The organism is Pseudomonas sp. NPDC087614 (assembly GCF_044743485.1).
Lineage (GTDB): Bacteria > Pseudomonadota > Gammaproteobacteria > Pseudomonadales > Pseudomonadaceae > Aquipseudomonas > Aquipseudomonas baetica_A.
The window spans coordinates 1-23,272 of sequence record NZ_JBIUWN010000002.1 but is presented as its reverse complement, the minus strand read 5'-3'; the positions used below and the strand labels follow the sequence as shown (position 1 = coordinate 23,272).

19 protein-coding genes and 1 pseudogene are annotated in these 23,272 nt (G+C 60.1%); 6 read left to right on the top strand and 14 right to left on the bottom strand.

The annotated features are described in order from the left end of the window. Position 1 precedes the first annotated feature (1 nt). From ACIOWA_RS00940 to pcaR, 9 genes are all read right to left on the bottom strand, one after another. Complete coding sequence (locus ACIOWA_RS00940) at positions 2–1,366, bottom strand: 3-carboxy-cis,cis-muconate cycloisomerase (protein ID WP_401157724.1); 1,365 nt, start codon at positions 1,364–1,366, stop codon at positions 2–4. Between the two features lie 45 nt (positions 1,367–1,411). Further along, positions 1,412–2,707, bottom strand: coding sequence for an MFS family transporter (locus ACIOWA_RS00935; protein WP_339430670.1), 1,296 nt, complete (start codon positions 2,705–2,707; stop codon positions 1,412–1,414). A gap of 113 nt (positions 2,708–2,820) precedes the next feature. Further along, complete coding sequence (gene pcaG, locus ACIOWA_RS00930) at positions 2,821–3,387, bottom strand: protocatechuate 3,4-dioxygenase subunit alpha (protein ID WP_339430669.1); 567 nt, start codon at positions 3,385–3,387, stop codon at positions 2,821–2,823. A 1-nt stretch (position 3,388) separates the two neighbouring features. Next, positions 3,389–4,093 (bottom strand): protocatechuate 3,4-dioxygenase subunit beta, encoded by a 705-nt coding sequence (gene pcaH, locus ACIOWA_RS00925; protein ID WP_339465967.1) that lies wholly within the window; start codon positions 4,091–4,093, stop codon positions 3,389–3,391. 36 nt (positions 4,094–4,129) lie between these two features. Then, positions 4,130–5,335 carry a 3-oxoadipyl-CoA thiolase gene (gene pcaF / locus ACIOWA_RS00920; RefSeq protein WP_339430667.1) on the bottom strand — a complete coding sequence of 402 codons (1,206 nt, stop codon included), beginning with the start codon at positions 5,333–5,335 and terminating at the stop codon, positions 4,130–4,132. Further along, positions 5,332–6,114, bottom strand: coding sequence for a CoA-transferase subunit beta (locus ACIOWA_RS00915; RefSeq protein ID WP_221731475.1), 783 nt, complete (start codon positions 6,112–6,114; stop codon positions 5,332–5,334). The genes pcaF and ACIOWA_RS00915 overlap by 4 nt, the downstream gene beginning before the upstream one ends. Next, positions 6,111–6,968 carry a CoA transferase subunit A gene (locus ACIOWA_RS00910; RefSeq protein WP_339430666.1) on the bottom strand — a complete coding sequence of 286 codons (858 nt, stop codon included), beginning with the start codon at positions 6,966–6,968 and terminating at the stop codon, positions 6,111–6,113. The genes ACIOWA_RS00915 and ACIOWA_RS00910 overlap by 4 nt, the downstream gene beginning before the upstream one ends. Positions 6,969–7,256: 288 nt before the next feature. Continuing rightward, positions 7,257–8,603: an MFS transporter gene (locus tag ACIOWA_RS00905; RefSeq protein WP_339430665.1), complete on the bottom strand. Its 1,347-nt coding sequence runs from the start codon at positions 8,601–8,603 to the stop codon at positions 7,257–7,259. A 294-nt stretch (positions 8,604–8,897) separates the two neighbouring features. Further along, entirely contained in the window at positions 8,898–9,740 is an 843-nt protein-coding gene (gene pcaR, locus ACIOWA_RS00900) for a pca regulon transcriptional regulator PcaR (protein ID WP_339430664.1), read from the bottom strand. Between the two features lie 650 nt (positions 9,741–10,390). On the opposite strand from pcaR, the gene ACIOWA_RS00895 reads away from it, so the two are divergent. Together ACIOWA_RS00895 and ACIOWA_RS00890 are read left to right on the top strand one after the other, a co-directional pair. After that, positions 10,391–10,591, top strand: a complete 201-nt coding sequence (locus ACIOWA_RS00895; protein ID WP_221731414.1) for a hypothetical protein — start codon at positions 10,391–10,393, stop codon at positions 10,589–10,591. A 375-nt stretch (positions 10,592–10,966) separates the two neighbouring features. Next, positions 10,967–12,442 (top strand): inorganic phosphate transporter, encoded by a 1,476-nt coding sequence (locus tag ACIOWA_RS00890; RefSeq protein ID WP_339430663.1) that lies wholly within the window; start codon positions 10,967–10,969, stop codon positions 12,440–12,442. A gap of 236 nt (positions 12,443–12,678) precedes the next feature. On the opposite strand, the gene ccoM is transcribed toward ACIOWA_RS00890, so the two are convergent. The 3 genes from ccoM to ACIOWA_RS00875 form a co-directional block, all read right to left on the bottom strand. Continuing rightward, the gene (gene ccoM / locus ACIOWA_RS00885) at positions 12,679–12,792 is read right to left on the bottom strand and encodes a cytochrome c oxidase subunit CcoM (RefSeq protein ID WP_003222396.1); all 114 of its coding nucleotides are present in this window, start codon (positions 12,790–12,792) and stop codon (positions 12,679–12,681) included. A gap of 146 nt (positions 12,793–12,938) precedes the next feature. Then, positions 12,939–13,100: a hypothetical protein gene (locus tag ACIOWA_RS00880; RefSeq protein WP_339430662.1), complete on the bottom strand. Its 162-nt coding sequence runs from the start codon at positions 13,098–13,100 to the stop codon at positions 12,939–12,941. Between the two features lie 93 nt (positions 13,101–13,193). Further along, positions 13,194–13,535 (bottom strand): aspartate-semialdehyde dehydrogenase, encoded by a 342-nt coding sequence (locus ACIOWA_RS00875; protein ID WP_221731416.1) that lies wholly within the window; start codon positions 13,533–13,535, stop codon positions 13,194–13,196. Between the two features lie 230 nt (positions 13,536–13,765). On the opposite strand from ACIOWA_RS00875, the gene rapA reads away from it, so the two are divergent. After that, a complete protein-coding gene (gene rapA / locus ACIOWA_RS00870; protein ID WP_339430660.1) occupies positions 13,766–16,612 on the top strand; it encodes an RNA polymerase-associated protein RapA in 2,847 nt (948 codons plus the stop codon). A 158-nt stretch (positions 16,613–16,770) separates the two neighbouring features. Here rapA and ACIOWA_RS00865 read toward each other — a convergent pair whose 3' ends face one another. Beyond that, positions 16,771–18,120, bottom strand: a complete 1,350-nt coding sequence (locus ACIOWA_RS00865) for a spinster family MFS transporter (RefSeq protein WP_401157718.1) — start codon at positions 18,118–18,120, stop codon at positions 16,771–16,773. Between the two features lie 301 nt (positions 18,121–18,421). On the opposite strand from ACIOWA_RS00865, the gene ACIOWA_RS00860 reads away from it, so the two are divergent. Together ACIOWA_RS00860 and ACIOWA_RS00855 are read left to right on the top strand one after the other, a co-directional pair. Beyond that, positions 18,422–18,790, top strand: a complete 369-nt coding sequence (locus ACIOWA_RS00860) for a YkgJ family cysteine cluster protein (RefSeq protein WP_339430767.1) — start codon at positions 18,422–18,424, stop codon at positions 18,788–18,790. 148 nt (positions 18,791–18,938) lie between these two features. Further along, the gene (locus ACIOWA_RS00855) at positions 18,939–21,221 is read left to right on the top strand and encodes a putative bifunctional diguanylate cyclase/phosphodiesterase (RefSeq protein ID WP_401157716.1); all 2,283 of its coding nucleotides are present in this window, start codon (positions 18,939–18,941) and stop codon (positions 21,219–21,221) included. Here ACIOWA_RS00855 and ACIOWA_RS00850 read toward each other — a convergent pair. Continuing rightward, on the bottom strand, positions 21,112–22,008 hold the full coding sequence (locus ACIOWA_RS00850) for an NAD(P)-dependent oxidoreductase (RefSeq protein ID WP_339493688.1): 897 nt from the start codon (positions 22,006–22,008) through the stop codon (positions 21,112–21,114). The genes ACIOWA_RS00855 and ACIOWA_RS00850 overlap by 110 nt on opposite strands. 195 nt (positions 22,009–22,203) lie before the next feature. Here ACIOWA_RS00850 and ACIOWA_RS00845 point away from each other — a divergent pair. After that, positions 22,204–23,272: pseudogene (locus ACIOWA_RS00845) on the top strand (hypothetical protein); the annotation flags it as partial.

The window sequence follows — 23,272 nt, the reverse complement described above, 5'->3', positions numbered from 1 at the left end:
TTCAGACAGTCAAAGCGTTGTGTTCGGCCACCGCCCGTTCGACCCAGACGTGTGCCTGTCCGAGGTAGTGGGCGGGGTTGAGTAAGTGATCCAGTTCAGCATTGCTCAGTTGGGCGGTGATTTCTGGCTCGTCACCGAGCACGGCACGCAGATGCCGTTGCTCGGCCACCGCACGTTTGCAGCATCGTTCGAGCAAGTGATGCGCGGTGTCGCGACCGACCCGTTGCGCGAGGACGATACTGACCGCTTCGGCCAGCACCAGCCCTTGAGTCAATTCGAGGTTACGGGCCATACGGGCAGCGTCCACTTCCAGGCCGTCAGCGAGCAATCGCGCCTGTTGCAGTGATCCCGAAACGAGGCAGCAAATCTCGGGCAGGGTTTCCCATTCGGCATGCCACAGACCGAGGCTACGCTCGTGTTCCTGAGGCATGGCACTGAACAATGTCGAGACCAGGCCCGGCACCCGCGTCGCCGCGCCGATCAGCACCGCAGCCCCAACCGGGTTGCGCTTGTGCGGCATGGTCGAAGAACCGCCCTTCCCCGGCGCCGAGGGTTCGAAAACTTCCGCCACTTCGGTCTGCATCAACAGGCTGATGTCGCGCCCGAGCTTGCCGAGGCTGCCGGCGATCAATCCCAGTGCCGCGCCAAACTCGACCACGCGATCGCGCTGGGTGTGCCACGGTTGCTCCGGCATGGTCAGTTGCAGCTCTTGGGCCAAGGCTTGGGCAATCGGCAAGGCCTGTTCACCGAGCGCCGCGAGTGTCCCCGACGCGCCGCCGAATTGCAGCACCAGCAAACGTGGCTTGAGTTCGCGCAGACGTTGACGACTGCGCGTGACGGCGCCCAGCCATCCAGCGATCTTCATGCCGAGGGTCACCGGTGTCGCGTGCTGCAACCAGGTGCGCCCGGCCAGCGGTGTTGCGGCGTGGCGTTGTGCCTGGACCGCCAACGAGCTCGCCAGTTGTGCCAGATCACGTTCGATCAACGCCAACGCCTGACGCAATTGCAGTACCAACCCGCAATCCATTACGTCCTGACTGGTGGCGCCCAAATGCACATAACGCTCGGCCTCGACATCCGTTGCGGCGATCTGCTTGCCCAACGCCTTGACCAATGGAATCGCCGAATTGCCCGCCGTGGCAATCGCCTCGCCCAACGCGGCGAAGTCATAGAGCCCGGCGTTGCAGGCGTTTTCAATGGGTGAAACAGCGCTCGTCGGAATCAACCCCACACGCGCTTCGGCCCGGACCAACGCCGCTTCGAAGTCGAGCATCGCCTGCACCCGGCCCTGATCGCAGAACACGTCGCGCATATCGCGGGCAGTGAAATAGGCATCGAACAATTGATTGCCCGGTCGCTGAGTCATAGAAGTCCTTGCTGGCGCGGGCCACATTGGCCCGCGCGTTTCGGGTTAGAGGTCGTGGTGCAAATATTTCGCCTGTTTCGGCAAGCGCAGGCTGAACAGGAAGGCCACCGCCATCATCAGCGTAACGTACCAGTAGAAGGCGTTTTCCATGCCGCCGGCTTTCAGGCTCAAAGCGACGAATTCCGCCGAACCGCCGAAGATCGCGTTCGCCACCGCATACGCCAGGCCAACGCCAAGGGCGCGCACCTCGGGCGGGAACATTTCGGCTTTCACCAGACCGCTGATCGAGGTGTAGAAACTCACGACGGCCAGTGCCAGCGTGATCAGCACAAAGGCCAGGAACGGGCTGCTGACGCTTTTGAGCGTCAGCAGAATCGGCACGGTCAACAGCGTGCCGAGCGCGCCGAACCAGAGCATCGAATGACGTCGGCCAATCTTGTCGGCGAGCATGCCGAACAGCGGCTGCATGCACATATACAGGAACAGTGCGCCGGTCATGATGTAGCTGGCGGTCTTGGCATGCATGCCAGCAGTGTTCACCAGGTACTTCTGCATGTAAGTGGTGAACGTGTAGAAAATCAGCGAACCACCCGCGGTGTAACCCAGCACAGTAATGAACGCCGCTTTGTGGTCACGGAACAACGCGGTGATGCTGCCGGCGTCCTTGTTTTCACGCATTTGCTTGCTGCTGGTTTCTTTCAGCGAACGTCGCAGCAGCAAGGAAATCACCGCCGCCGCCGCGCCGACCACAAACGGAATCCGCCAGCCGTAAGCACGCAGGTCTTCTTCCGTCAGGAACTGTTGCAGGATCACCACCAGCGACACCGCCAGCAATTGCCCGCCAATCAACGTCACATACTGGAACGAGGCGAAAAACCCGCGCTGCCCCTTGAGCGCCACTTCGCTCATGTACGTCGCCGTGGTGCCGTACTCGCCGCCCACCGACAGCCCTTGCAGCAACCGCGCGAACAACAGCAGCAACGGCGCCCATACGCCGATGGTGTTATAGGTCGGCAGACAGGCGATGAGCAACGAGCCGAAGCACATCATCAGTACCGAGATCATCATCGAGGCCTTGCGGCCCTTCTTGTCCGCCAGGCGACCGAAGATCCAGCCACCAATCGGTCGCATCAGAAACCCGGCGGCGAACACGCCCGCGGTGTTGACCAACTGCACCGTGGGGTTGTCGGAGGGGAAAAACGCCGGGGCGAAATAGATCGCGCAAAAGGCGTAGACGTAGAAGTCGAACCATTCGACAAGGTTGCCGGACGAGGCACCGACGATGGCGAAGATACGCTTGCTGCGCTCTTCGCCGGTGTAATGGGAAGTGATGGTTGTCATTGTTTTTCATTCAATAGGGACAGTGAGAGTCTAGACATACTTTGCAACACTCCCGTTCCACAGAGATATCCGTCCCCCGCAGAGCGCGGGGACGATCAGCGGGGAGGCGTTCTTCAATAATCGAAGAACACCGTTTCGGCGTCAGTGCCTTGCAGAACCACATTCCACTGATAGACACCCGCCGCATCCGGCTTGGCCAGCAATGTCCCACGGCGCTCGGCCGGTACGCATTCGAGCAGTGGATCATTCACGTTCGCCGGGTCGCCCTCGAAGTAAATCCGCGTCAGCAAGTGCTTGACCAACCCGCGAGCAAACACCAACACCACCAGATGCGGCGCCTGGGTCGAGCCCTTCAAACCCTCGACCGTGCCCGGTTTGATCGTGGTGAAACGAAAGCGTCCTTCGGCATCCACCGGTACGCGGCCGAAACCTTCGAAGTGCGGGTCCAGCGGTTTGTCCTGTTCGTCTTCCGGATGGTCGTATTTGCCGGCCGCATTGGCTTGCCAGACTTCGAGCATGGCGTCGTTGACGATGTCGCCGTTGCCATCGACGACTTGCCCGGTGATCGCCACGCGCTCGCCGAGGGTTTGTTCGACGGCCAGGTTCTCGCGGTTCAGCCAGGTCAGGCCGATGTGGTAATACGGCCCGACGGTGTGGGACGTGGTTGCAGTCAGGGTCATCTTATTTCTCCATCGGCGTGGCTTCACGGCCGCGCAGCACGATGTCCCAGCGGTAACCGAGAGCATAGGAAGGAACAGTTTTTTCCAGATCGAAAGCAGCGATCAGACGCTCCTTGGCCGACGTGTCCGGTACACAGTTGTAGATCGGGTCGTAGGCCAGCAGCGGATCGCCGGGGAAATACATCTGCGTCACCAGCCGGGTGAGGATGCTCGGCCCGAACAGCGAAAAGTGGATGTGCGCCGGGCGCCAGGCATTGTGGTGGTTGCCCCACGGATAGGCGCCGGGCTTGATGGTCTGGAACTGGTACCAGCCGTCGGCGTCAGTCACGGTGCGGCCGGTGCCGGTGAAATTCGGGTCCAGCGGTGCGTCGTGCAGGTCGCGCGGGTGGTTGTAGCGACCGGCCGCGTTGGCCTGCCAGATCTCCACCAGAATCCCCGGCACCGGCAGACCGTTTTCATCCAGGACACGGCCGTGGATGATGATGCGCTCGCCCTGCGGTTCGCCGCTGTGCTGCGCAGTCAGATCGTTGTCGGTTTCAGCCACGCGCTCGGCACCGATGGTCGGCCCGGTGATCTCCGACAACGAATGTGGCAGATACACCAAAGGCTTCGACGGCGAGCGCAAATTGGTGGATTGGTAGGTCGGGTGCAGGTACTCAGGCTGGGTGCCTTCCTGCGGGCGACGGTAACCAGGCTTGTCAGTCATTTCGCTTTCCTCAGTTCTTTTTCTTGCCGCTGCGCGTCAGACGCGCTCGATGGCCAGGGCCAGGCCTTGGCCGACACCGACGCACATGGTCGCCAGACCTTTCTTGCCACCGGTCTTTTCCAAGTGATGCAACGCAGTCAGCACCAGCCGCGCACCGCTCATGCCCAACGGGTGCCCCAGGGCAATCGCGCCGCCGTTGGGGTTGACCTTTGCGGCGTCATCCGCCAGCCCCAGTTCACGCAGCACCGCCAAGCCTTGGCTGGCGAACGCTTCGTTGAGCTCAATCACGTCGAAATCGCTGACCGCCACGCCGAGCCGTTCGATCAGTTTGCGCACCGCTGGCACCGGGCCGATGCCCATCACCCGAGGGGCGACACCGGCACTGGCCATGCCCAGCACTTTGGCGCGGGCAGTCAGGCCATGTTTTTTCACGGCGTGAGCCGAGGCCAGAATCAACGCCGCGGCGCCATCGTTAACGCCCGAGGCATTGCCGGCGGTGACGGTTTTGTCCACGCCGTTGACCGGTTTGAGTTTGGCCAACGCTTCAAGTGTCGTGTCCGCACGCGGGTGTTCATCCTGACTGACCACGGTTTCGCCCTTCTTGTGGGCGATCCGCACTTCGACGATCTCTTCAGCGAAGTAGCCGGCGGCCTGCGCGGCGGCAGTCCGTTGCTGGCTGCGCAGGGCGAAAGCGTCCTGATCCGCACGCGACACTTTATAGTCGTCGGCAACGTTATCAGCGGTCTGCGGCATCGCATCGACGCCGTACTGAGCTTTCATCAAAGGATTGATGAAACGCCAGCCAATCGTGGTGTCTTCCAGTTTCATGTTGCGCGAGAACGCCGCGTCAGCCTTGCCCATCACGAACGGCGCGCGGGACATCGACTCGACGCCGCCGGCAATCGCCAACTCCATCTCGCCGCTGGCGATGGCGCGGAACGCCGTACCAATCGCATCCATGCCCGAAGCGCAGAGACGATTGAGCGTTACGCCCGGAACGGTTTCCGGCAAGCCAGCCAGCAGCAGCGCCATACGTGCGACGTTACGGTTGTCTTCGCCGGCCTGGTTGGCGCAGCCGAGGAATACCTCGTCGATCGCGCTCCAGTCCACAGACGGATTGCGCTCCATCAGCGCCTTGATCGGCACGGCGGCGAGATCATCGGCACGCACGGCAGACAGACCACCGCCGAAACGGCCGATGGGCGTACGAATCGCATCGCAGATATACACATCACGCATCATGCTTCTCCCGGTGCCTGGCCATGGGCGGCGGCGGTGCGCGCTTCGAGATCACGCAGCGCGGTCAGTTCGACGTCAGTCGGTGCCGCAGTCGTTTCAACGTCGTCGGCAAACCGGATCGCCCAACCGGTGGCGGCAACCACTTGCTCGCGGGTGACGCCCGGATGCAGCGCGGTGACCACGAACTCGTGAGTCCCCGCTTCCGGCTCCATGATGCACAGGTCGGTAATGATGCCCACCGGCCCGGCCCCCGGCAGGCCCAGACGCTTGCGTGAATCGCCACCCTCGCCATGACCGACCGAGGTGATGAAGTCGAGCTTGTCGACAAACGAACGCGCCGACTGTTTAAGGATGATCAACACACTCTTCGCCGAACCGGCAATTTCCGGCGCGCCACCGGCACCCGGCAAGCGCACTTTCGGCGCGTGATAATCGCCAACCACGGTGGTGTTGATGTTGCCGAAACGGTCCACTTGCGCCGCGCCGAGAAAACCGACGTCGATGCGCCCGCCCTGCAACCAATAGCGAAAAATCTCACCGGTCGGTACGACGGTGTCAGCGGTTTCCGCCAACTCACCGTCCCCGATGGACAGCGGCAACACACTGGGCTTGGCGCCAATCGGGCCCGATTCGTAAATCAGCACCACGTCCGGCGATGACGTCAGGCGCGCCAGGTTTGCCGCTTTCGACGGCAGGCCGATGCCGACGAAGCACACCGAACCGTTCTTCAAGCGACGGGCCGCCGCGACGGTCATCATTTCGTTGGTGGAGTACGTCATTATTTGGCCTCCGAAGCAGCGGCCAACTTGGCCTGGAACTCGCTGAAGTCAGCGCAGCCATGGATGTATTCGTTGATCCATGCGGTAAACGTCCCACGGTCACGGGCGATCGGATCCCACGCCTGATAGAAACGATTGTCACGCTCGGTGTAACCGTGGGCGTAGGACGGATGCGCACCGCCCGGTACGTGGCAAACCGCGCTCAGAGCCCAGGTCGGCAGGACACAGGCGTTCATCGGAGCCTTGAGGTCGTCGACGATTTCTTCCACGGTGACGATGCAGCGTTTGGCCGCCAGTGCCGCTTCTTTCTGCACACCGAGAATGCCCCACAACAGAACGTTGCCTTGGCGATCGGCTTTCTGCGCGTGGATCACGGTCACGTCCGGCCGTACCGAAGGCACGGCTGCCAGCACCTCACCGGTAAACGGGCAAGTGACGGACTTGATCAGTGGATTGACCTTCGGCAGGTCGGAACCGGCGTAAGCCCGCAGCACCGCGAACGGCAGGCCGGAGGCGCCAGCCACGTAAGCATTGGCCAGGTCGGCATGGCTGTGTTCTTCGATTTCCAGTGGGTGCGGCCACTGTTTCTCGACCGCGTCACGCAGACGGTGCAGCGAACCCACACCGGGATTACCGCCCCAGGAGAAAATCAGCTTGCGTGCACAACCGGCGCCGATCAGTTGGTCGTAGATCAGGTCAGGCGTCATCCGCACCAGCGTCAGATCTTTCTTGCCCTGACGAATGATTTCATGACCCGCTGCCGTAGGGATCAGGTGGGTGAAGCCTTCGAGCGCGACCGTGTCGCCGTCGTTGACGAATTGCTTCACCGCGTCGTGCAGCGAAAGGATCTCAGCCATGGAGCGGGCTCCCGTTTTTGTATTGAATCGCCAGTGATAAAAAGGCGCGAGGTTCAGCGCCGGAGTCACTGCAGATTAAGCCTGGGAAAATCGCCAAACAATCCGATAATCGACTGAGTGTTCGTTTATCGAACAGATTGTTATCACCCTAACAATCGGCCGCAAAAGCTTCGCCGAAACGCCGCTCGGAGCAAGCCCGCTCCCACAGGTTGAAATGCATTCCAATGTGGGAACGGGCTTGCTCGCGAAGAGGCCAGAACATCCAACAAATATTCTTACCCTTTAAACTCACGTCGCATCCGCGTGACTGACCATCCCTTTGATCAGCACTGCCGCCGTCGCCAACGCCGCCGGAATCACCAACGCCGTCAAAACCTGCTCAAAGTTCCAGCCCAGGCCCAACAGCGTCGCGCCCATCCAGGCCCCGAGAATCGCGCCAAAACGACCAATCCCCAGCATCCACGACACCCCGGTCGCCCGCCCTTGCGTCGGATAAAACCGCGCCGCCAGCGAAGGCATCGCCGATTGCGCACCGTTCACGCACATCCCCGCCACCAGCACCAGCGTCGCCAGCAATGTGATGTTGCCCAGGCTCTGCCCTACCGCGTAGGCAAACACGCCGGCCAACAGGTAGAACGTGCCGATGACCTTGTGCGGATTGAACCGATCCATCGCCCATCCCACAGCGACCGCGCTCAACACGCCGCCGAACTGGAACAACGCGCCAATGAACGCCGCCTGCTCCATGCTCGCGCCACTGTCACGCATCAGCGTCGGCAACCAACTGGTCAGCAGGTAAACGATGACCAGACCCATGAAGTAGGTCAGCCACAGCAGCAGCGTGCCGGCGCTGTAGGTGCCAGAGAAAATCACCGCGAACACGTTGCGGGCCTTGACGGTTTTCTGTTCCGGCACGCTGAAGCTTGAGGCCTGGGCGACGACGACAGGATCAATCGGTGCCAAGGTCTTGCGCACCTTGTCGGAGCCACGGTTACGCACCACCAGATAGCGCGCCGACTCCGGCAGCCAGAACAGCAATACGACAGCGAGGATCAGCGGCAGAATCCCGCCGATCAGCAACAGGCTGTGCCAGCCGAACGCTGGAATCAGTTTTGCCGAAATGAATCCACCGCCAGCCATACCCAGGTTGAAGCCGCAGAACATGCTGGTCACCAGCAGCGACTTCTTGCGCTCCGGGGTGTATTCCGAGAGCAGCGTGGTGGCGTTGGGCATCCCGGCGCCAAGACCCAGGCCGGTCAAGAAGCGCAGCACCAGCAGTTGATCGAGATTACTGCTGTACGCCGACGCGAGGCTGAATGCACCGAACAGCAGGACCGCGCCCACCAGTACGACTTTTCGCCCAAAACGGTCAGCCAGCGGGCCGGAACCGAGGGCGCCAAACACCATGCCGATCAACGCAGCGCTCATCACCGGGCCGAGGCTGGCGCGATCGATGCCCCAGTCCTGGGACAACGCCGGGGCAATGAAGCCCATCGCGGCGGTGTCGAGACCATCGAGGAACACAATCAGAAAACACAGGATCACCACCCGCCATTGATAGCGCGAGATCGGTTGGGCATTGATGAAGGTCTGCACGTCGAGGCATTGACCTACAGCGGACTGAGGCTGGTTCATTATTTTTATTCCACGCAAAAAACGCAGTCGAACGGCGGCCGGCCACAGAGCGGCACGGTCACAAGAATAGAAGGTGTGAATCAGGCGTTGCGGTGAACCCGGCAATACGGGCTGAAGCTGTGACAGTCGGGGAACGTGCACATGGAGAGTTGCCTCTTGTCATTATTATGGGAGTCGGCAGTCCGGCGAGGCCATTGACGTCAACGCCGGATGACGCTGCCGCGACATTAATGATCCGAGGGTTTTAGCGTCAATTCGATAAACGCAACACTGTGCGTTTATCGAACAGCTTCATCAGGCGAACAACTGCGCACTGAGGTCGCGACTGGCACTGAGCAGGCCTGGCAGGAAGCGCTGTTCCAGCTCGCTGCGGCTGACGCGGCCGGCGTGGGTACTGACGTTGAGCGCCGCCACCACTTGGCCTGATGCGTCGTAGACCGGCACCGCAATCGAACGCAGCCCTTGCTCCAGTTCCTGGTCGACGATGCACCAGCCCTGCTGCCGCACTTCTTGCAGGCATTCGAGCAACGCCTGGGGCGTGTGAATCGTGCGGCTGGTCTTGGCCACCAGTTCGGCGTGGTCCAGGTATTCACCCAAGGTCGTGTCGTCCAGCGCGGCCAGCAGAATGCGGCCCATTGAAGTGCAATAGGCCGGCAGGCGCCCGCCCACTGACAAATCCACCGAAATCAGCCGTTGAGTCGTCGCCGAACGGGCGATGTAGAGAATGTCGTCGCCCTCCAGCGTGGCCATGTTGCAGGCTTCGTGCAGTTGCTCGCTCATACGGTCGAGGTAAGGCTGAGCCGAGACGGCGAGCGGCGTCGAGGACAGATAAGCGTGGCCCAGGGTCAGCACTTTCGGCAGCAACGAGTAGGTACGGCCATCGGTGGTGGCGTAGCCAAGCTTGATCAAGGTGTGCAGGCAACGGCGCACGGCAGCGCGGGGAATTTCCGTGCGGTGGCTGATCTGAGCGATGGTCAGGTGCCGCTTGCGCTCCTGAAACGCCTGCACCACGGCCAAGCCACGGGCCAGCGAGGTCATGAAATCCGGATCGCCCGTCAACGCCTGGATCCGCTTGGCCGGCGAGGCGACGATCGGCGGCGCCACGGAGGTGAAGGAGTTGCGCATTTGATCGTTCATTTCAGGTCCTTTATCCGGCTCGGATCAGTGGCTATACAAACGGCTCGCGGGCCAATACACAAGCAACGCCCCTCAAGATCGGGCGATTATCGAACCGCCGACCGATAATCGCAACAAACCCGCTGGCCCGCATCACCGCTTGATCCGCTCGCCCAACTTCGCTGACACACTCAATCGCCCCCTTAGTTGATCGAGTAAATGGCGCCAAAAACAGAACGCGTGGCAAATAACGATTTACCTGCACTTCAACTAGCGACAAAAGTTGCGAGTAACAAAACAATCACACATCCAGAACCGTTTTTAACTTGGCAAAGATAGTCATTCCTGAATCGGCCGCTATAATGCACCCCAGTGAGGCCGCGATTTTTTAATCAGCAAGGTCGCCACTGGCTTTCGCGATATCCATCGTCGTCAGCCCCAGCCAGCGCTTGACGCTCATTATTCATGCAACGCCAGCGCTCGCTGAAACAGGAAACTGATGCTGCGTCAGTTTTAATCTGGTGCCGTAGCCGCCTGTAACACGGAAGTCTTGATCGCCCTGCCGATGCCACCAATGCCTGTTCAGGCGTTGCGCGCTCGACGGGTCTGTTCAATTGATTCGTTGCAGTGCGTTTCACCAGATATTTATCTCAACTCAAACAGGTAGCACTGTGACGAAAGACGAACTGCGCGCGGAACTTGAGCGCCAGGAACAACGTTACAAGGAAGTTTACGGCGGGGAAGTCACCACCTACGCCGCTCAGCCCGAACCGGAGCGCAAGCCTTGGCGTAAGCGCGCCACCGTTCAGGATCAGGTCTTCAAACAAGAGATTGAAAAGATCGAAAAGGAACTCAAAGCCGAAGAGCCATGAGCCACGGGTTTTGATTATTTCGAAGGTCGCGTGCGCACCGGCTACAAGCGCGGTGTATCGACGATGCCTTGCCCGCCCGCTATCCGCGGGCAGCGGCGGCTATGCACCGCCCTACAGACCAATGGCATGCTTCAGACAGGTTTCAGAGATATTTCAGACAAGCGTTTGAGCCTGCGACACTGCCTGAAAAATGCTCACCATCAGCAATATTCACCAATAAAATCAATGACTTGAAAAACCCTCCATAACACTGGGTTTTAACGCCCTGCAACAAATTAAATAGAAGAAGAATGTTACCAATGAGCAGGTAGGGCATCGATTTCGAGACTTTTCTGGCATAATCGCGCCCCCTTACGACCGGGTCAGAAAACCTTCATGATCGATTTATTCAGCGGACTGGATGCTTGGGTGCTTGTGAGCCTCTTGCTCGCCCTGACGTTTGTCCTCGCCTTCGAGTTCATCAATGGATTTCATGACACCGCTAACGCGGTAGCCACTGTTATCTACACCAAAGCCATGCCGCCTCATCTGGCGGTGTTCTTTTCCGGTGTGTTCAATTTCCTCGGCGTGCTGCTGGGCGGCGTTGGCGTGGCGTATGCCATTGTTCACTTGCTGCCGGTTGAACTGCTGATCAACGTGAACACGGGCCATGGCCTGGCAATGGTGTTCTCGTTGCTCGCCGCGGCCATCGCCTGGAACCTTGGCACCTGGTACTTCGGTATCCCCGCCTCCAGTTCCCACACCTTGATCGGTTCGATTCTCGGTGTCGGTCTGGCCAATGCCCTGATCAACGATATTCCGTTGGCCGACGGGGTTAACTGGCAGAAAGCGATCGATATCGGCGCCTCGCTGGTGTTCTCGCCAATGGCCGGTTTCCTGGTTGCAGGCCTGGTGCTGGTTGGCCTGAAATGGTGGCGCCCGCTGTCGAAGATGCACAAGACACCGGAACAACGCCGCAAGATCGACGACAAGAAGCACCCGCCATTCTGGAATCGCCTGGTACTGGTGATGTCAGCCATGGCCATGAGCTTCGTGCACGGCTCCAACGATGGTCAGAAAGGCATCGGCCTGATCATGCTGGTCCTGATCGGTATCGTGCCTGCTCAGTTCGTACTCGACCTGAACAGCACCACTTACCAGATCGAACGTACCCGCGACGCCACCCTGCACCTGAGCCAGTTTTACCAGCGCAACGCCGAAACCCTCGGCGAGTTCCTGGCCCTGGGTAAAAGCGTCGAAGGCGACCTGCCGGAGAAATTCCGCTGCAACCCGCAGCAGACCGAACCGACCATCTCCGCCCTGCTCCACACCCTCAAGGGTGTAGCGGACTACCATTCGCTGCCGGCCGACAGCCGCATCGAAGTGCGTCGCTACCTGCTCTGCCTGGACGACACTGCGAAGAAAGTCGCCAAGCTGCCGGGCCTTCAGGCTCGCGAAAAAGCTGATCTGGACAAACTGCGTAAAGACCTGACCACCACCACCGAATACGCCCCGTTCTGGGTCATTCTGGCGGTCGCCATGGCCTTGGGTCTGGGTACCATGGTCGGCTGGAAGCGCGTGGTAAAGACCATCGGCGAGAAGATCGGCAAGCAAGGCATGACCTATGCACAGGGCATGTCAGCCCAGATCACCGCCGCATGCATGATTGGCCTGGCCAACATCTTCAGCCTGCCGGTGTCCACCACCCACGTTCTGTCCTCGGGCGTGGCCGGCACCATGGTCGCCAACAAAAGCGGCCTGCAAGGCGGGACGGTGAAAACCATCCTGCTGGCATGGGTGCTGACCCTGCCGGCAACCGTGGCACTGTCGGCCGGATTGTTCTGGCTGGCGTCCATGGTGCTGGGTAGCTGATAGGCAGCGAAAAATGAAAAAGGCGCGATTCGAAAGGATCGCGCCTTTTTTGTTCATCTCGGGAAAAAGGTCACACGGGCAGAGATTGTGCGATTGGACGGGCCTCTTCGCGAGCCAGCCCGCACACATTTCAAACCGCATACACCGGGGTGGGTCCACAGGCCGCCAGGCACATAAAAAAAAAGGGCAACCGAAGTTGCCCAAAATGCCTTGCGTGCTCGTCAATCCAGAAGAACCTACTTCTTGCGCTTGTTCGCATCCTTCCAGATAAAAAATCCAAACCCTGCAAAAAACAGAACCATGAGGCCCACTGTGAGGACTCCGGCAAACACCACGTTATCGAAAAACATGACTGGCCTCCTGGCCCCTGCTCTGCTGCGATGGAGCTAAGTTAACCAATCAGGCAGGCGCAGAAATTGACCGGGGTCAATGCCAATGAAGAAGGGGAGTAAAGGCGGGAAAATAACTGACCTGCATCAAAGGATGCAGGGGGAGATCAACGCTTTTTCGGTTTGTTTTTCGACTTTTTCCTGGCTTTTCCCAACGGCATGGCCTGTTCGAAGGCATTGCGCACTTCATTCAGACGCTTCTCGTTGAGGTCATGCACGCGTTTGGCGCGTTCGGTACTGAGGTCGATCAGTTTGTCGTCTTGGCTCATGGCGTTCGATGCATCGCTTGAAGAAAACACAACTGCCAGATCACCGGCAGGACTGCGTCAATAATGCCGCCTGACGTCAGCGCTGACCAGCCATCAGATCTCGATATCAACCCACATGCCCTGACGCGGTTGATCTTCCATCAGCGGCACCACCGGCACGGTGTTGTCGGCATTGAGTTCTGTGCCTGGCACGGCGAGATGTTCTTCGGGGTCTTCATCCGCTTCGCGGCGGCGACGCTCGCGCTCCTGCTGACGGCGCTGTTCCTCGCGCAATTGCAGCGCGGCCTCTTCCGGGTCGCGCTTTTGCAGGTCGATCGTGCTTTCGCTGGAGCTTTCCTGCACCGGCACCACCGGTGGAATGTCCGGGCGCTGGCGGATCGGGTCCTGCTGGGAAGTGATCGGCACAGCGCTCAGGGGGAGCATCGGTGGCAGCATATAGAGGGTCTCCTGTCAGCAGGCTATCGGCTTGAGCGATCACGGCTTGAGCCGTCGGTCGCAAACTTGTGACCGGATTGGCACTCACAGGTGCCCTGCCACTTCCTGAAACCGACGCATGGCCTAATCTTCCCTGAACATATAAAAGCTGGGCGCGGCTCCTTATCCTTTGGCCTCGGGGCCTCATTCCGTTAAGATAGCCCGCTTTTTCAAGGTGGGAGTCAGGCAGCATGGCGCAGCAGTATCAACCGGGGCAACGCTGGATCAGTGACAGCGAAGCAGAGCTTGGTTTAGGCACCGTTCTGGCACAGGACGGCCGCTTGTTGACCGTGCTTTACCCGGCCACTGGCGAAACCCGCCAGTACGCGCTACGGAATGCGCCCCTTACCCGTGTGCGGTTCTCGCCGGGTGACAGCATTACCCACTTCGAAGGCTGGAAGATGACCGTGCAGCAAGTCGACGATGTCGATGGGCTGATGGTCTATCACGGCCTCAACGCGCAGAACGAAGCGGTAACGCTGCCGGAAACCCAGTTGTCGAACTTCATTCAGTTCCGTCTGGCCAGCGACCGTCTGTTTGCCGGGCAGATCGACCCGCTGGCCTGGTTCTCCCTGCGCTACAACACCCTCGAACACACCAGCCGCCAGTTGCAATCTTCGCTCTGGGGCCTGGGCGGCGTGCGTGCGCAGCCGATCGCGCACCAGTTGCACATTGCCCGTGAAGTCGCCGACCGTATCGCGCCGCGGGTTTTGCTGGCGGACGAAGTGGGTCTGGGTAAAACCATCGAAGCCGGTCTGGTGATCCACCGCCAACTGCTCTCGGGCCGTGCCAACCGCGTGCTGATTCTGGTGCCGGAAAACCTCCAGCACCAGTGGCTGGTGGAGATGCGCCGCCGCTTCAACCTGCAGGTTGCACTGTTCGACGAAGAACGTTTCATCGAAAGCGATGCGACCAACCCGTTCGAAGACACCCAACTGGCGCTGGTCGCGCTGGAATGGCTGGTCGACGACGAAAAGGCGCAGGACGCCTTGTTCGCCGCCGGTTGGGATCTGCTGGTGGTCGACGAAGCGCACCACCTGGTCTGGCACGAAGAAAAAGCCAGCCCCGAGTATTCGCTGGTCGAGCAACTGGCCGAAGTGATCCCGGGCGTGCTGTTGCTTACCGCCACCCCGGAGCAACTCGGTCAGGACAGCCACTTCGCCCGTCTGCGCCTGCTTGATCCGAACCGTTTCCATGACCTGGCCGCGTTCCGCGCCGAGAGCGAGAACTATCGCCCGGTGGCCGAAGCCGTGCAGGAACTGCTCGACAAAGGGCGTCTGTCGCCTGAAGCACACAAGACCATTCACGGTTTCCTCGGCAACGAAGGCGAAGCCCTGTTGACTGCGGTCAACGATGGCGACACCGAAGCCAGTGCTCGCCTCGTGCGTGAGCTGCTTGACCGCCACGGCACCGGCCGCGTGCTGTTCCGTAACACCCGCGCCGCCGTGCAAGGTTTCCCGGAGCGCAAACTGCACCCGTACCCGCTACCGTGCCCGGACGAATATCTGGAACTGCCGTTGGGCGATCACGCCGAGTTGTACCCGGAAGTCAGCTTCCAGGCCCAGCCGGATGCCAGCGAAGAAGAACGCTGGTGGAAATTCGACCCACGCGTCGAATGGCTGATCGATCAGTTGAAAATGCTCAAGCGCACCAAAGTGCTGGTGATCTGCGCCCACGCCGAAACCGCGATGGATCTGGAAGACGCCTTGCGCGTGCGCTCCGGCATCCCGGCCACGGTGTTCCACGAAGGCATGAACATCCTTGAGCGTGACCGCGCTGCCGCCTACTTCGCTGACGAAGAATTCGGCGCGCAAGTGCTGATCTGCTCGGAAATCGGCAGTGAAGGTCGCAACTTCCAGTTCGCTCACCACCTGGTGCTGTTCGACCTGCCGTCGCACCCGGATCTTCTGGAGCAGCGTATCGGCCGTCTCGACCGAATCGGCCAGAAGCACATCATCGAACTGCATGTGCCGTACCTGGAAACCAGCCCGCAAGAGCGCCTGTTCCAGTGGTACAACGAAGCGCTGAACGCCTTCCTCAACACCTGCCCGACCGGCAATGCCTTGCAGCATCAGTTCGGCTCACGTCTGCTGCCGCTGCTCGAAGAAGCCGACGACAGCGAGTGGCAAGCGCTGATCGACGAAGCCCGCACCGAGCGCGAGCGTCTGGAAGAAGAGCTGCACACCGGTCGCGACCGTCTGCTGGAGCTCAACTCCGGCGGTTCGGGCGAAGGCGATCAGTTGGTCGAGGACATCCTTGAGCAAGACGATCAGTTCGCCCTGCCGATCTACATGGAAACCCTGTTCGACGCGTTCGGCATCGACAGCGAAGACCATTCGGAAAACGCCCTGATCCTCAAGCCGAGCGAGAAGATGCTCGACGCCAGTTTCCCGCTGGGCGACGACGAAGGCGTGACCATCACTTACGACCGCAACCAGGCGCTGTCGCGTGAAGACATGCAGTTCATCACCTGGGAACACCCGATGGTGCAGGGCGGTATGGATCTGGTGTTGTCCGGTTCGATGGGCAACACCGCCGTCGCACTGATCAAGAACAAGGCGCTGAAACCGGGCACCGTGCTGCTGGAACTGCTCTACGTCAGCGAAGTGGTTGCCCCGCGCTCGCTGCAACTGGGCCGTTACCTGCCGCCGGCCGCATTGCGCTGCCTGCTCGACGCCAACGGCAACGACCTGTCGGCACGCGTGTCGTTCGAAACCCTGAACGATCAACTGGAGAGCGTGCCGCGTGCCAGCGCCAACAAATTCATCCAGGCCCAGCGCGATCAACTGACGCCACGGATCAACGCCGGTGAAGACAAGATCACCCCGCGTCACGCCGAGCGCGTGGCCGAGGCTCGCCGCCGTCTGGCGGCCGACACCGACGAAGAACTGGCGCGCCTGACCGCGTTGCAAGCGGTCAACCCGACCGTGCGTGACAGCGAACTGGTTGCCTTGCGTGAACAGCGAGAGCAAGGTCTGGCGATGCTGGATAAGGCTGCTTTGCGTCTGGAAGCGATTCGGGTGCTGGTGGCGGGTTAAACCGCCCTGCTCCACCGCGTCAAGCAAGAAGGCCCGCAGCGATGCGGGCCTTTTTGTTTGCCTGGCAATTAACAGGGTGATGCTGTCGGCCTCTTCGCGAGCAAGCCCGCTTTGGCATGCATTTCAAATGGTGGGAGCGGGCGTGTTCGCGAAAGTGATCATGCCGTCGCCACTGCTCCATCAGGCTCGACGACAGCCACCAGCCCCTCCTTCATCCGCTTGGCATCGCGGACAAAACATCGCGAGGCCAAAAACAGAAACACCATCGTCAAAAACAGCGCCACCGGAATCAGGTACATGGCGTCATGCAAGCCAACGGCTTTATAAGCCTCGGTCATTTGCTCAGCGCCCTCGGCCAACATCGCCGTGTGCGCAAAATGATCCGACAACCCGCCAACCACCACCGGCCCCAAACCACCGCCCAGCAGGTACAACCCGGCAAAGAACAACGCCATCGCCGTCGCTCGCAGACGCGGTTCGACCACGTCCTGTATTGCTGTGTACACGCAGGTGTAGAAGTTATAGGCAAACAGCCAGCCGACGCTGAACACCGCGACAAACACCCCTATTTCGATTCGCCCGGCATGCAGTGCCCACACCGTGCACAGGGTCGAGATGATCAGACTGAACCCCGCGAACAACAGTCGGCCACTGGCCACCCGCTGATGAATCTTGTCAGCGATCCAGCCGCCCAGCGTCAGGCCGATCAACCCGGTGACGCCGACGATCAATCCCGTCGCCACCGCCGCATCCTGCAATGGCATGAGGAAATAGCGCTGCAGCATCGGCACCAGGAACGAGTTACAGGCATAAGTGGCGAAGTTGAAGCACAACCCGGCCATCACCAGCCACAGAAAAGTCGGAACCGCCAGAACGCGACGGATCGGCTTGTCGACTTTCGCTTGGGAAACCTGCACGGCTTCCGCTGCGCCGCGCGTGGGCTCCTTGATGAAAAACATGAAAATCGCGAGGATCAGCCCCGGTACGGCGGCGATGAAGAACGGCGCCCGCCAGCTATCGAACGCCTTGACCATCGCGCCAATGGTGAAGAATGCCAACAGCAGCCCCAATGGCAGACCCAGCATGAAGATGCCCATGGCCCGCGCCCGACGATGGGCGGGGAACAGATCGCCAATCAGCGAGTTGGCCGCCGGCGCGTAACTCGCCTCGCCGATGCCGATGCCCATGCGCACGATCAGAAAGCTCCAGAAACTGCCGACCAATCCGTTGACGGCGGTCAATGCGCTCCACGTCGCCAGGCCCCAGCCCATCAGTTTGCTACGCGAACCCGTGTCGGCCATGCGCCCTAAAGGCAGGCCGGCGACGGCATAAACGATGGTGAAGGCTGTGCCGATGATCCCCAACTGAAAATCACTGAGGTGCCATTCCATACGGATCGGCTCAATGATGATCGCCGGGATGGTGCGGTCGAAGAAGTTGAACAGGTTGGCAAGGAACAACAGGAACAGAATGCGCCAGGCATTCGCCGCTTGGGTCGAGTTCTGCATGGGTCCGTCTCTTTATTGTTATGGGGCTTCACTGCCGACGCAACCGAGCCCGGAACCTGCAATCTAGTCAGCCGTGCAGGGGCTGTCTGTGATCATTCGTGTGCCTGATATCGAGCCATGGCACTGTAACGAAACGTAAGCTCTTGATAACGCTGCAATCCCCCGAAAACAGGGGCTTTTCGCGAAAAAACCTGCCACAAAAAAATAGTTCCGCGCCCCCCTTCCCAAGTCCGTGGCGAAGCATAGAATGGCCGCCGGATCCGTCCGGATCTTCCGATCAATCCCTTTGATACCCCCGCCCATGTCCGAAGTCAGTCCGTGTCTGAATTGCGGTGCCTGCTGTTCCCATTTTCGCGTGTCTTTCTTTTGGGGTGAGTGCTCATCCTCTGGCGGTACAGTCCCTGATGAACTGGTTACACAAATCACCCCAAGCCGGGTGGCAATGATCGGCACTGACCGCAAATCACCACGTTGCATCTCGTTGGCTGGCGAAATCGGCAACGCGGTGCAATGCACGATCTACGACAAACGTTCGAGCCCCTGCCGCGAGTTCGAGGCATCTTGGGAAAACGGTGAACAGAATACCGATTGCGACGCCGCCCGCGCCCGCTTCGGCCTGCCGCCCTTGCAACAGGGCTGGAGCGAAATCCCATTGGAAAAGATCGCCTGACACTTAGCGCCAATCGCTATTGCGGTAATTCCGAAATCATTACAGCCAATGTGCCACTACGGCTTCCACAGCAAAAACCGCCTCTATACTCCAGACATTCGCCTGCGTTAACCGCGCGGTAGTGACGACTTCAGAGACGGGGCATGCTATGGAGTGGCTTGGTTTGCAGTTTGTTACCGAGCTGCCGGAGAGCGGGCAGGTCATACTCAATGGCACACACAACCCCTTGCTGATGCTGGCGGCCTATCTGGTCGCTTGCGCCGCGAGTTTTGCCACCCTGGACATGGCCGAACGAGTCGGTCATGCCGAAGACCCGGGCTCGCAGCGGGTGTGGCGCTGGATCGGTGCGACCTGTCTGGCCGGCGGCATCTGGGCCATGCACTTTATCGGCATGCTTGCCTTCCAGACCCCGATCGACATCCACTACGACCTGCCGATCACCCTGTTTTCGCTGCTGATCGCCTTGCTCGCCTCCTGGCTGGCGATGCACACGTTGGGCGAGGCGCAACCGAGCCTGGTGCACTGCCTCAAAAACGCCCTGCTGATCGGGCTCGGCATCGCCGGTATGCATTACGTTGGCATGGCAGCCATGAAATCGAATGCCACCCTCTACTACCAGCCGTTCCTGTTCGTGCTGTCGATCGTGATCGCCATGGGGGCCAGCTTCGCTGCGCTGTGGGTGGCGCGCTATCTGCGCGACGGCAGTGGCCTGTTTCATCAGATGCTCAAGTACGGCGCCGCGCTGATCCTCGGCGCAGGCATTTTCAGTACGCACTTCACGGCAATGGCCGCGCTGAAACAGGTCTTGGCGCCGGGCAGCGTTCCGTTCCTGCCAGCGCAAACCAACCACCTGCAATTGGGCCTGACCGTGGCGCTGATCATCTTGCTGATCCTGGGCAGTGCAATCAGCGCCGCGCTGGCCGACAGGAAACTGCAGAACAAGGAACACGACCTGCGCCGGGTCAACGCCCTGCTCAGCCAACTTGATCAAGCGCGTATGTCGCTGCAACAAGCGGCCAACTACGACGCCCTGACCAACCTGATCAACCGTCGCGGCTTCAACCAGATCTTCGCCGAGAAACTCAGCCAGAAAACCACCGAGGGCGGCATGCTTGCGGTGATGTTTCTCGACATCGACCACTTCAAACGCATCAACGACAGCCTCGGTCACGACGCCGGCGATGCACTGCTCAAAGTGATTGCCAATCACATCAAAGGCTCAGTGCGCAGCCATGAAGATGTCGTCGCGCGTTTTGGCGGAGATGAGTTTTGCATCCTGATCGGGCTGAACGACCGTGAAGAAGCCCGCAACATGGCTCAACGCATCATGCTGAGAATGAAAGAGCCGATCGAGCTGGCCGGACGGCGCATGGTAATGACCACCAGCATCGGCATCAGCCTGTATCCCGACGACGGTTCCACCTGCGAGGAACTGCTCAAGCACGCGGATCTGGCGCTGTATCAATCCAAGGGCGCGGGGCGCAATGGCCTGCATTTTTTCAATTCCAACCTGAAAAGCCGAGCCAGCATGGAGCTGCAACTGGAGGAAGAACTGCGCCAGGCGTTGGGTGAAGAAAACGGTCTGATGCTGTATTACCAACCGATTTTCGAACTGAAAACCGGTCGGGTCACCAAGCTTGAAGCGCTGATCCGCTGGCAGCATCCGTTACAGGGTCTGCTGACGCCGGACCGTTTTATCAGCATCGCCGAAAACAACGGTCTGATCGCCGAACTGGACAATTGGGTGCTGCGCCGGGCCTGCAAGGACCTGGGCGAGTTGTCGCGCCATGGCTGCGAAGCGTTGAAAATCGCCTGGAACTGCTCGCCGCTCAACCTCACACGCGAAGCGTTGGCTGACGAAATCGAAAGCGCGTTGCGCGCGGCAGGTGTCGCGCCGGAGCGCCTGGAACTGGAAGTCACCGAAAACGCCCTGATGGGCAACATCGCCAACACCCTCGTGCTACTGCGGCAGATCCGTGCCCTGGGCGTGTCGTTGTCGATCGACGATTTCGGCACCGGTTATTCATCGCTGGCCTACCTCAAGCGCCTGCCGCTCAACACCCTGAAGATCGACCGCTCCTTCATTCTCGACATCCCCAAAGCCACGGCGGACATGGAGATCGTCCAGGCGATCATCGCCATGGCGCACACCCTGCATTTGCAGGTGGTCACCGAAGGCGTGGAAAGCCTGGCGCAGTACGAATTCCTCGAGCGTTCGGGCTGCGATTTCATTCAGGGCTACCTGCTCAGTCGTCCGGTACCAATGGACGAACTGCGCCCGGTACTGGAAGAAATCAATCAGCGCAAACATTCGCCTGGGGTCAATCCGTTGATTCTGGCGCGCGGTACATTTGCACCAGCGTCGCAGGATCTTTCTCCAGAAAGCCTTGCGCCCCATGCAGGCGCATCAGTTGTGCGGCCAATCCGCTGATCGGCGTCGCCGAACCCTGCTCGCGAGAGAATTTCACCGCCGTGTCGAGATCCTTGAGCAGCGTGCGCACATGCCATTTGATCGGTTCGAAACGGCTTGCAGCCATTTGCGGGGCGAGGATCTGCAACGGTTTGGAGTCGGCAAAACCACCGGCCAGCGCTTCGGCAATCAGGCTTGCATCGACCCCGGCCTGTTCGGCCAGCGCCACCACTTCGGCGATCACCAGTGCATTGCAGGCGACGATCATCTGGTTGCAGGCTTTGGTCACCTGTCCCGCACCGATGCCGCCCATGTGCGTAACGCGTTGACCGAGATTGAGCAGCACCGAGCGCACGCGCGCAAGGTCCGCCGCATCGCCACCGACCATGATCGCCAGACTGCCCGCCTCGGCGCCGACCACACCGCCGGACACCGGTGAGTCCATCCAGCGCATACCGGTTTTGTCTGCCAGTTCAGCCGCCATCTCACGCGTCGCCGTCGGTTCAAGGCTGGAAAAGTCCACCAGCAACTGACCGTGCTTCGCGCCCTCGACAACGCCGGCCGGGCCGAACACCACCTCACGCACCACCGCCGTATCCGCCAGGCACAGCATCACCACCTCGGCGTGTTCGCACAGCTCGGCCGGGCTGGCGACTTGTAGGGCACCGGCGTCGACCAGCGCCGCGCACTTGGCCGGATTGCGATTCCACACCGTCAGCGGATAACCCGCCGCCAACAGGCGCCGACACATCGGCAGACCCATCAGACCGATTCCGGCGAATCCCAACGAAGGTAGCGTTGACATCATTTAGCCTCCTTTTGATTAAAGATCGCCGAATAATGGCCGATTCATCATCGATCAGGAAAGGATTCCCCCCAGCGACAGTCAGGCCAAATCCCTGGCGCTCGGGCTCAATTCGCGCAAAAAAGACGCGAGATCTTATTCCGTGAGGTTCGCTGACATTGGTTATCGAGCCGACCCAGTCCAGGTATATGGCGCACAATGACTTCTAAAAACAATCCCGCCACAGCGGTATCCGATCTGACCGCGAGCCCCGCTGCGAACAGCCCGTCATCGTCCAAGCCATTGGTTCCCTCGCGCCCGCTGTCGACCCAGCAATACCTGTACTTCACCGAAACCAATACCGACCGTATCCTGGACAACCTCGACGGCCTGCGTGATCTGGTGTTCCCGCGTCCGCCACACCTTGAAGGCGACAACGAGCAGCACAACGATCAGGAATTTCCGTCGGTGTGCCTGATCGGCCTCGGTCGCTGCGGCTCCAACATCGCCCTCGATGTCGCTGAGCTGGTGTACAACGCGCGCAAGTTCTATCTCAACGAATTCAACAACGAAGATCGCCTGTCGCCGGACAAGCGCTACGCCGAAAAGGGCTACAGCCCGGCTCAGTGGATCAAAAACAACCTGCGGATCGGCCCGAACAAGGCGAGCAAACCGGTGTTCCTGGTTGAGCCGCTGGTGATGCTCGGCGACCTCGACAAAGACATCGCCGGGCGCATCCGCTTCTCGCGCAAGGGCGAGAAAAGCGGCTTCCTGCGCGACTACAGCAAAATGAAGATCATGGACTTGTCTGAAGTCCACGCCGGTGGCGCCGGTAATGCGCCGATCCTCGGCCAGTACCTGGCCAAGATCATCCTCAACAAGGACACCCAGCGTTTCTCCAGCCCTGACTGGAAAATGATCCACTCGTACCTGATCGACAGCTGCGGCATCAAGGCCAACCAGTCGCGTCTGTACTTTTCGATCTTCAGTGCCGGCGGCGGTACCGGTTCGGGCATGGCTTCGGAATTCGGCCGGGCCCAACAGCACTCGTACATGAACAAGACGTTCGACACCAAGCCGATGGACGAGCATGACGGCAAGAGCGGGCATTCGTTCGTGTTCGAGCCGATCTTCACCAGCGGCATCTGCGTGCTGCCGAACATCTCCGACCACCGCAGCGAAATGTCCGAGGCGCTGCACATCAACGCCGGTCGCTTGCTGTGCAAATACCTGTCGGAAGAATGGGATTTCTCCTACAACTTCGCCAATGAAGACAGCAGCGTAGCCA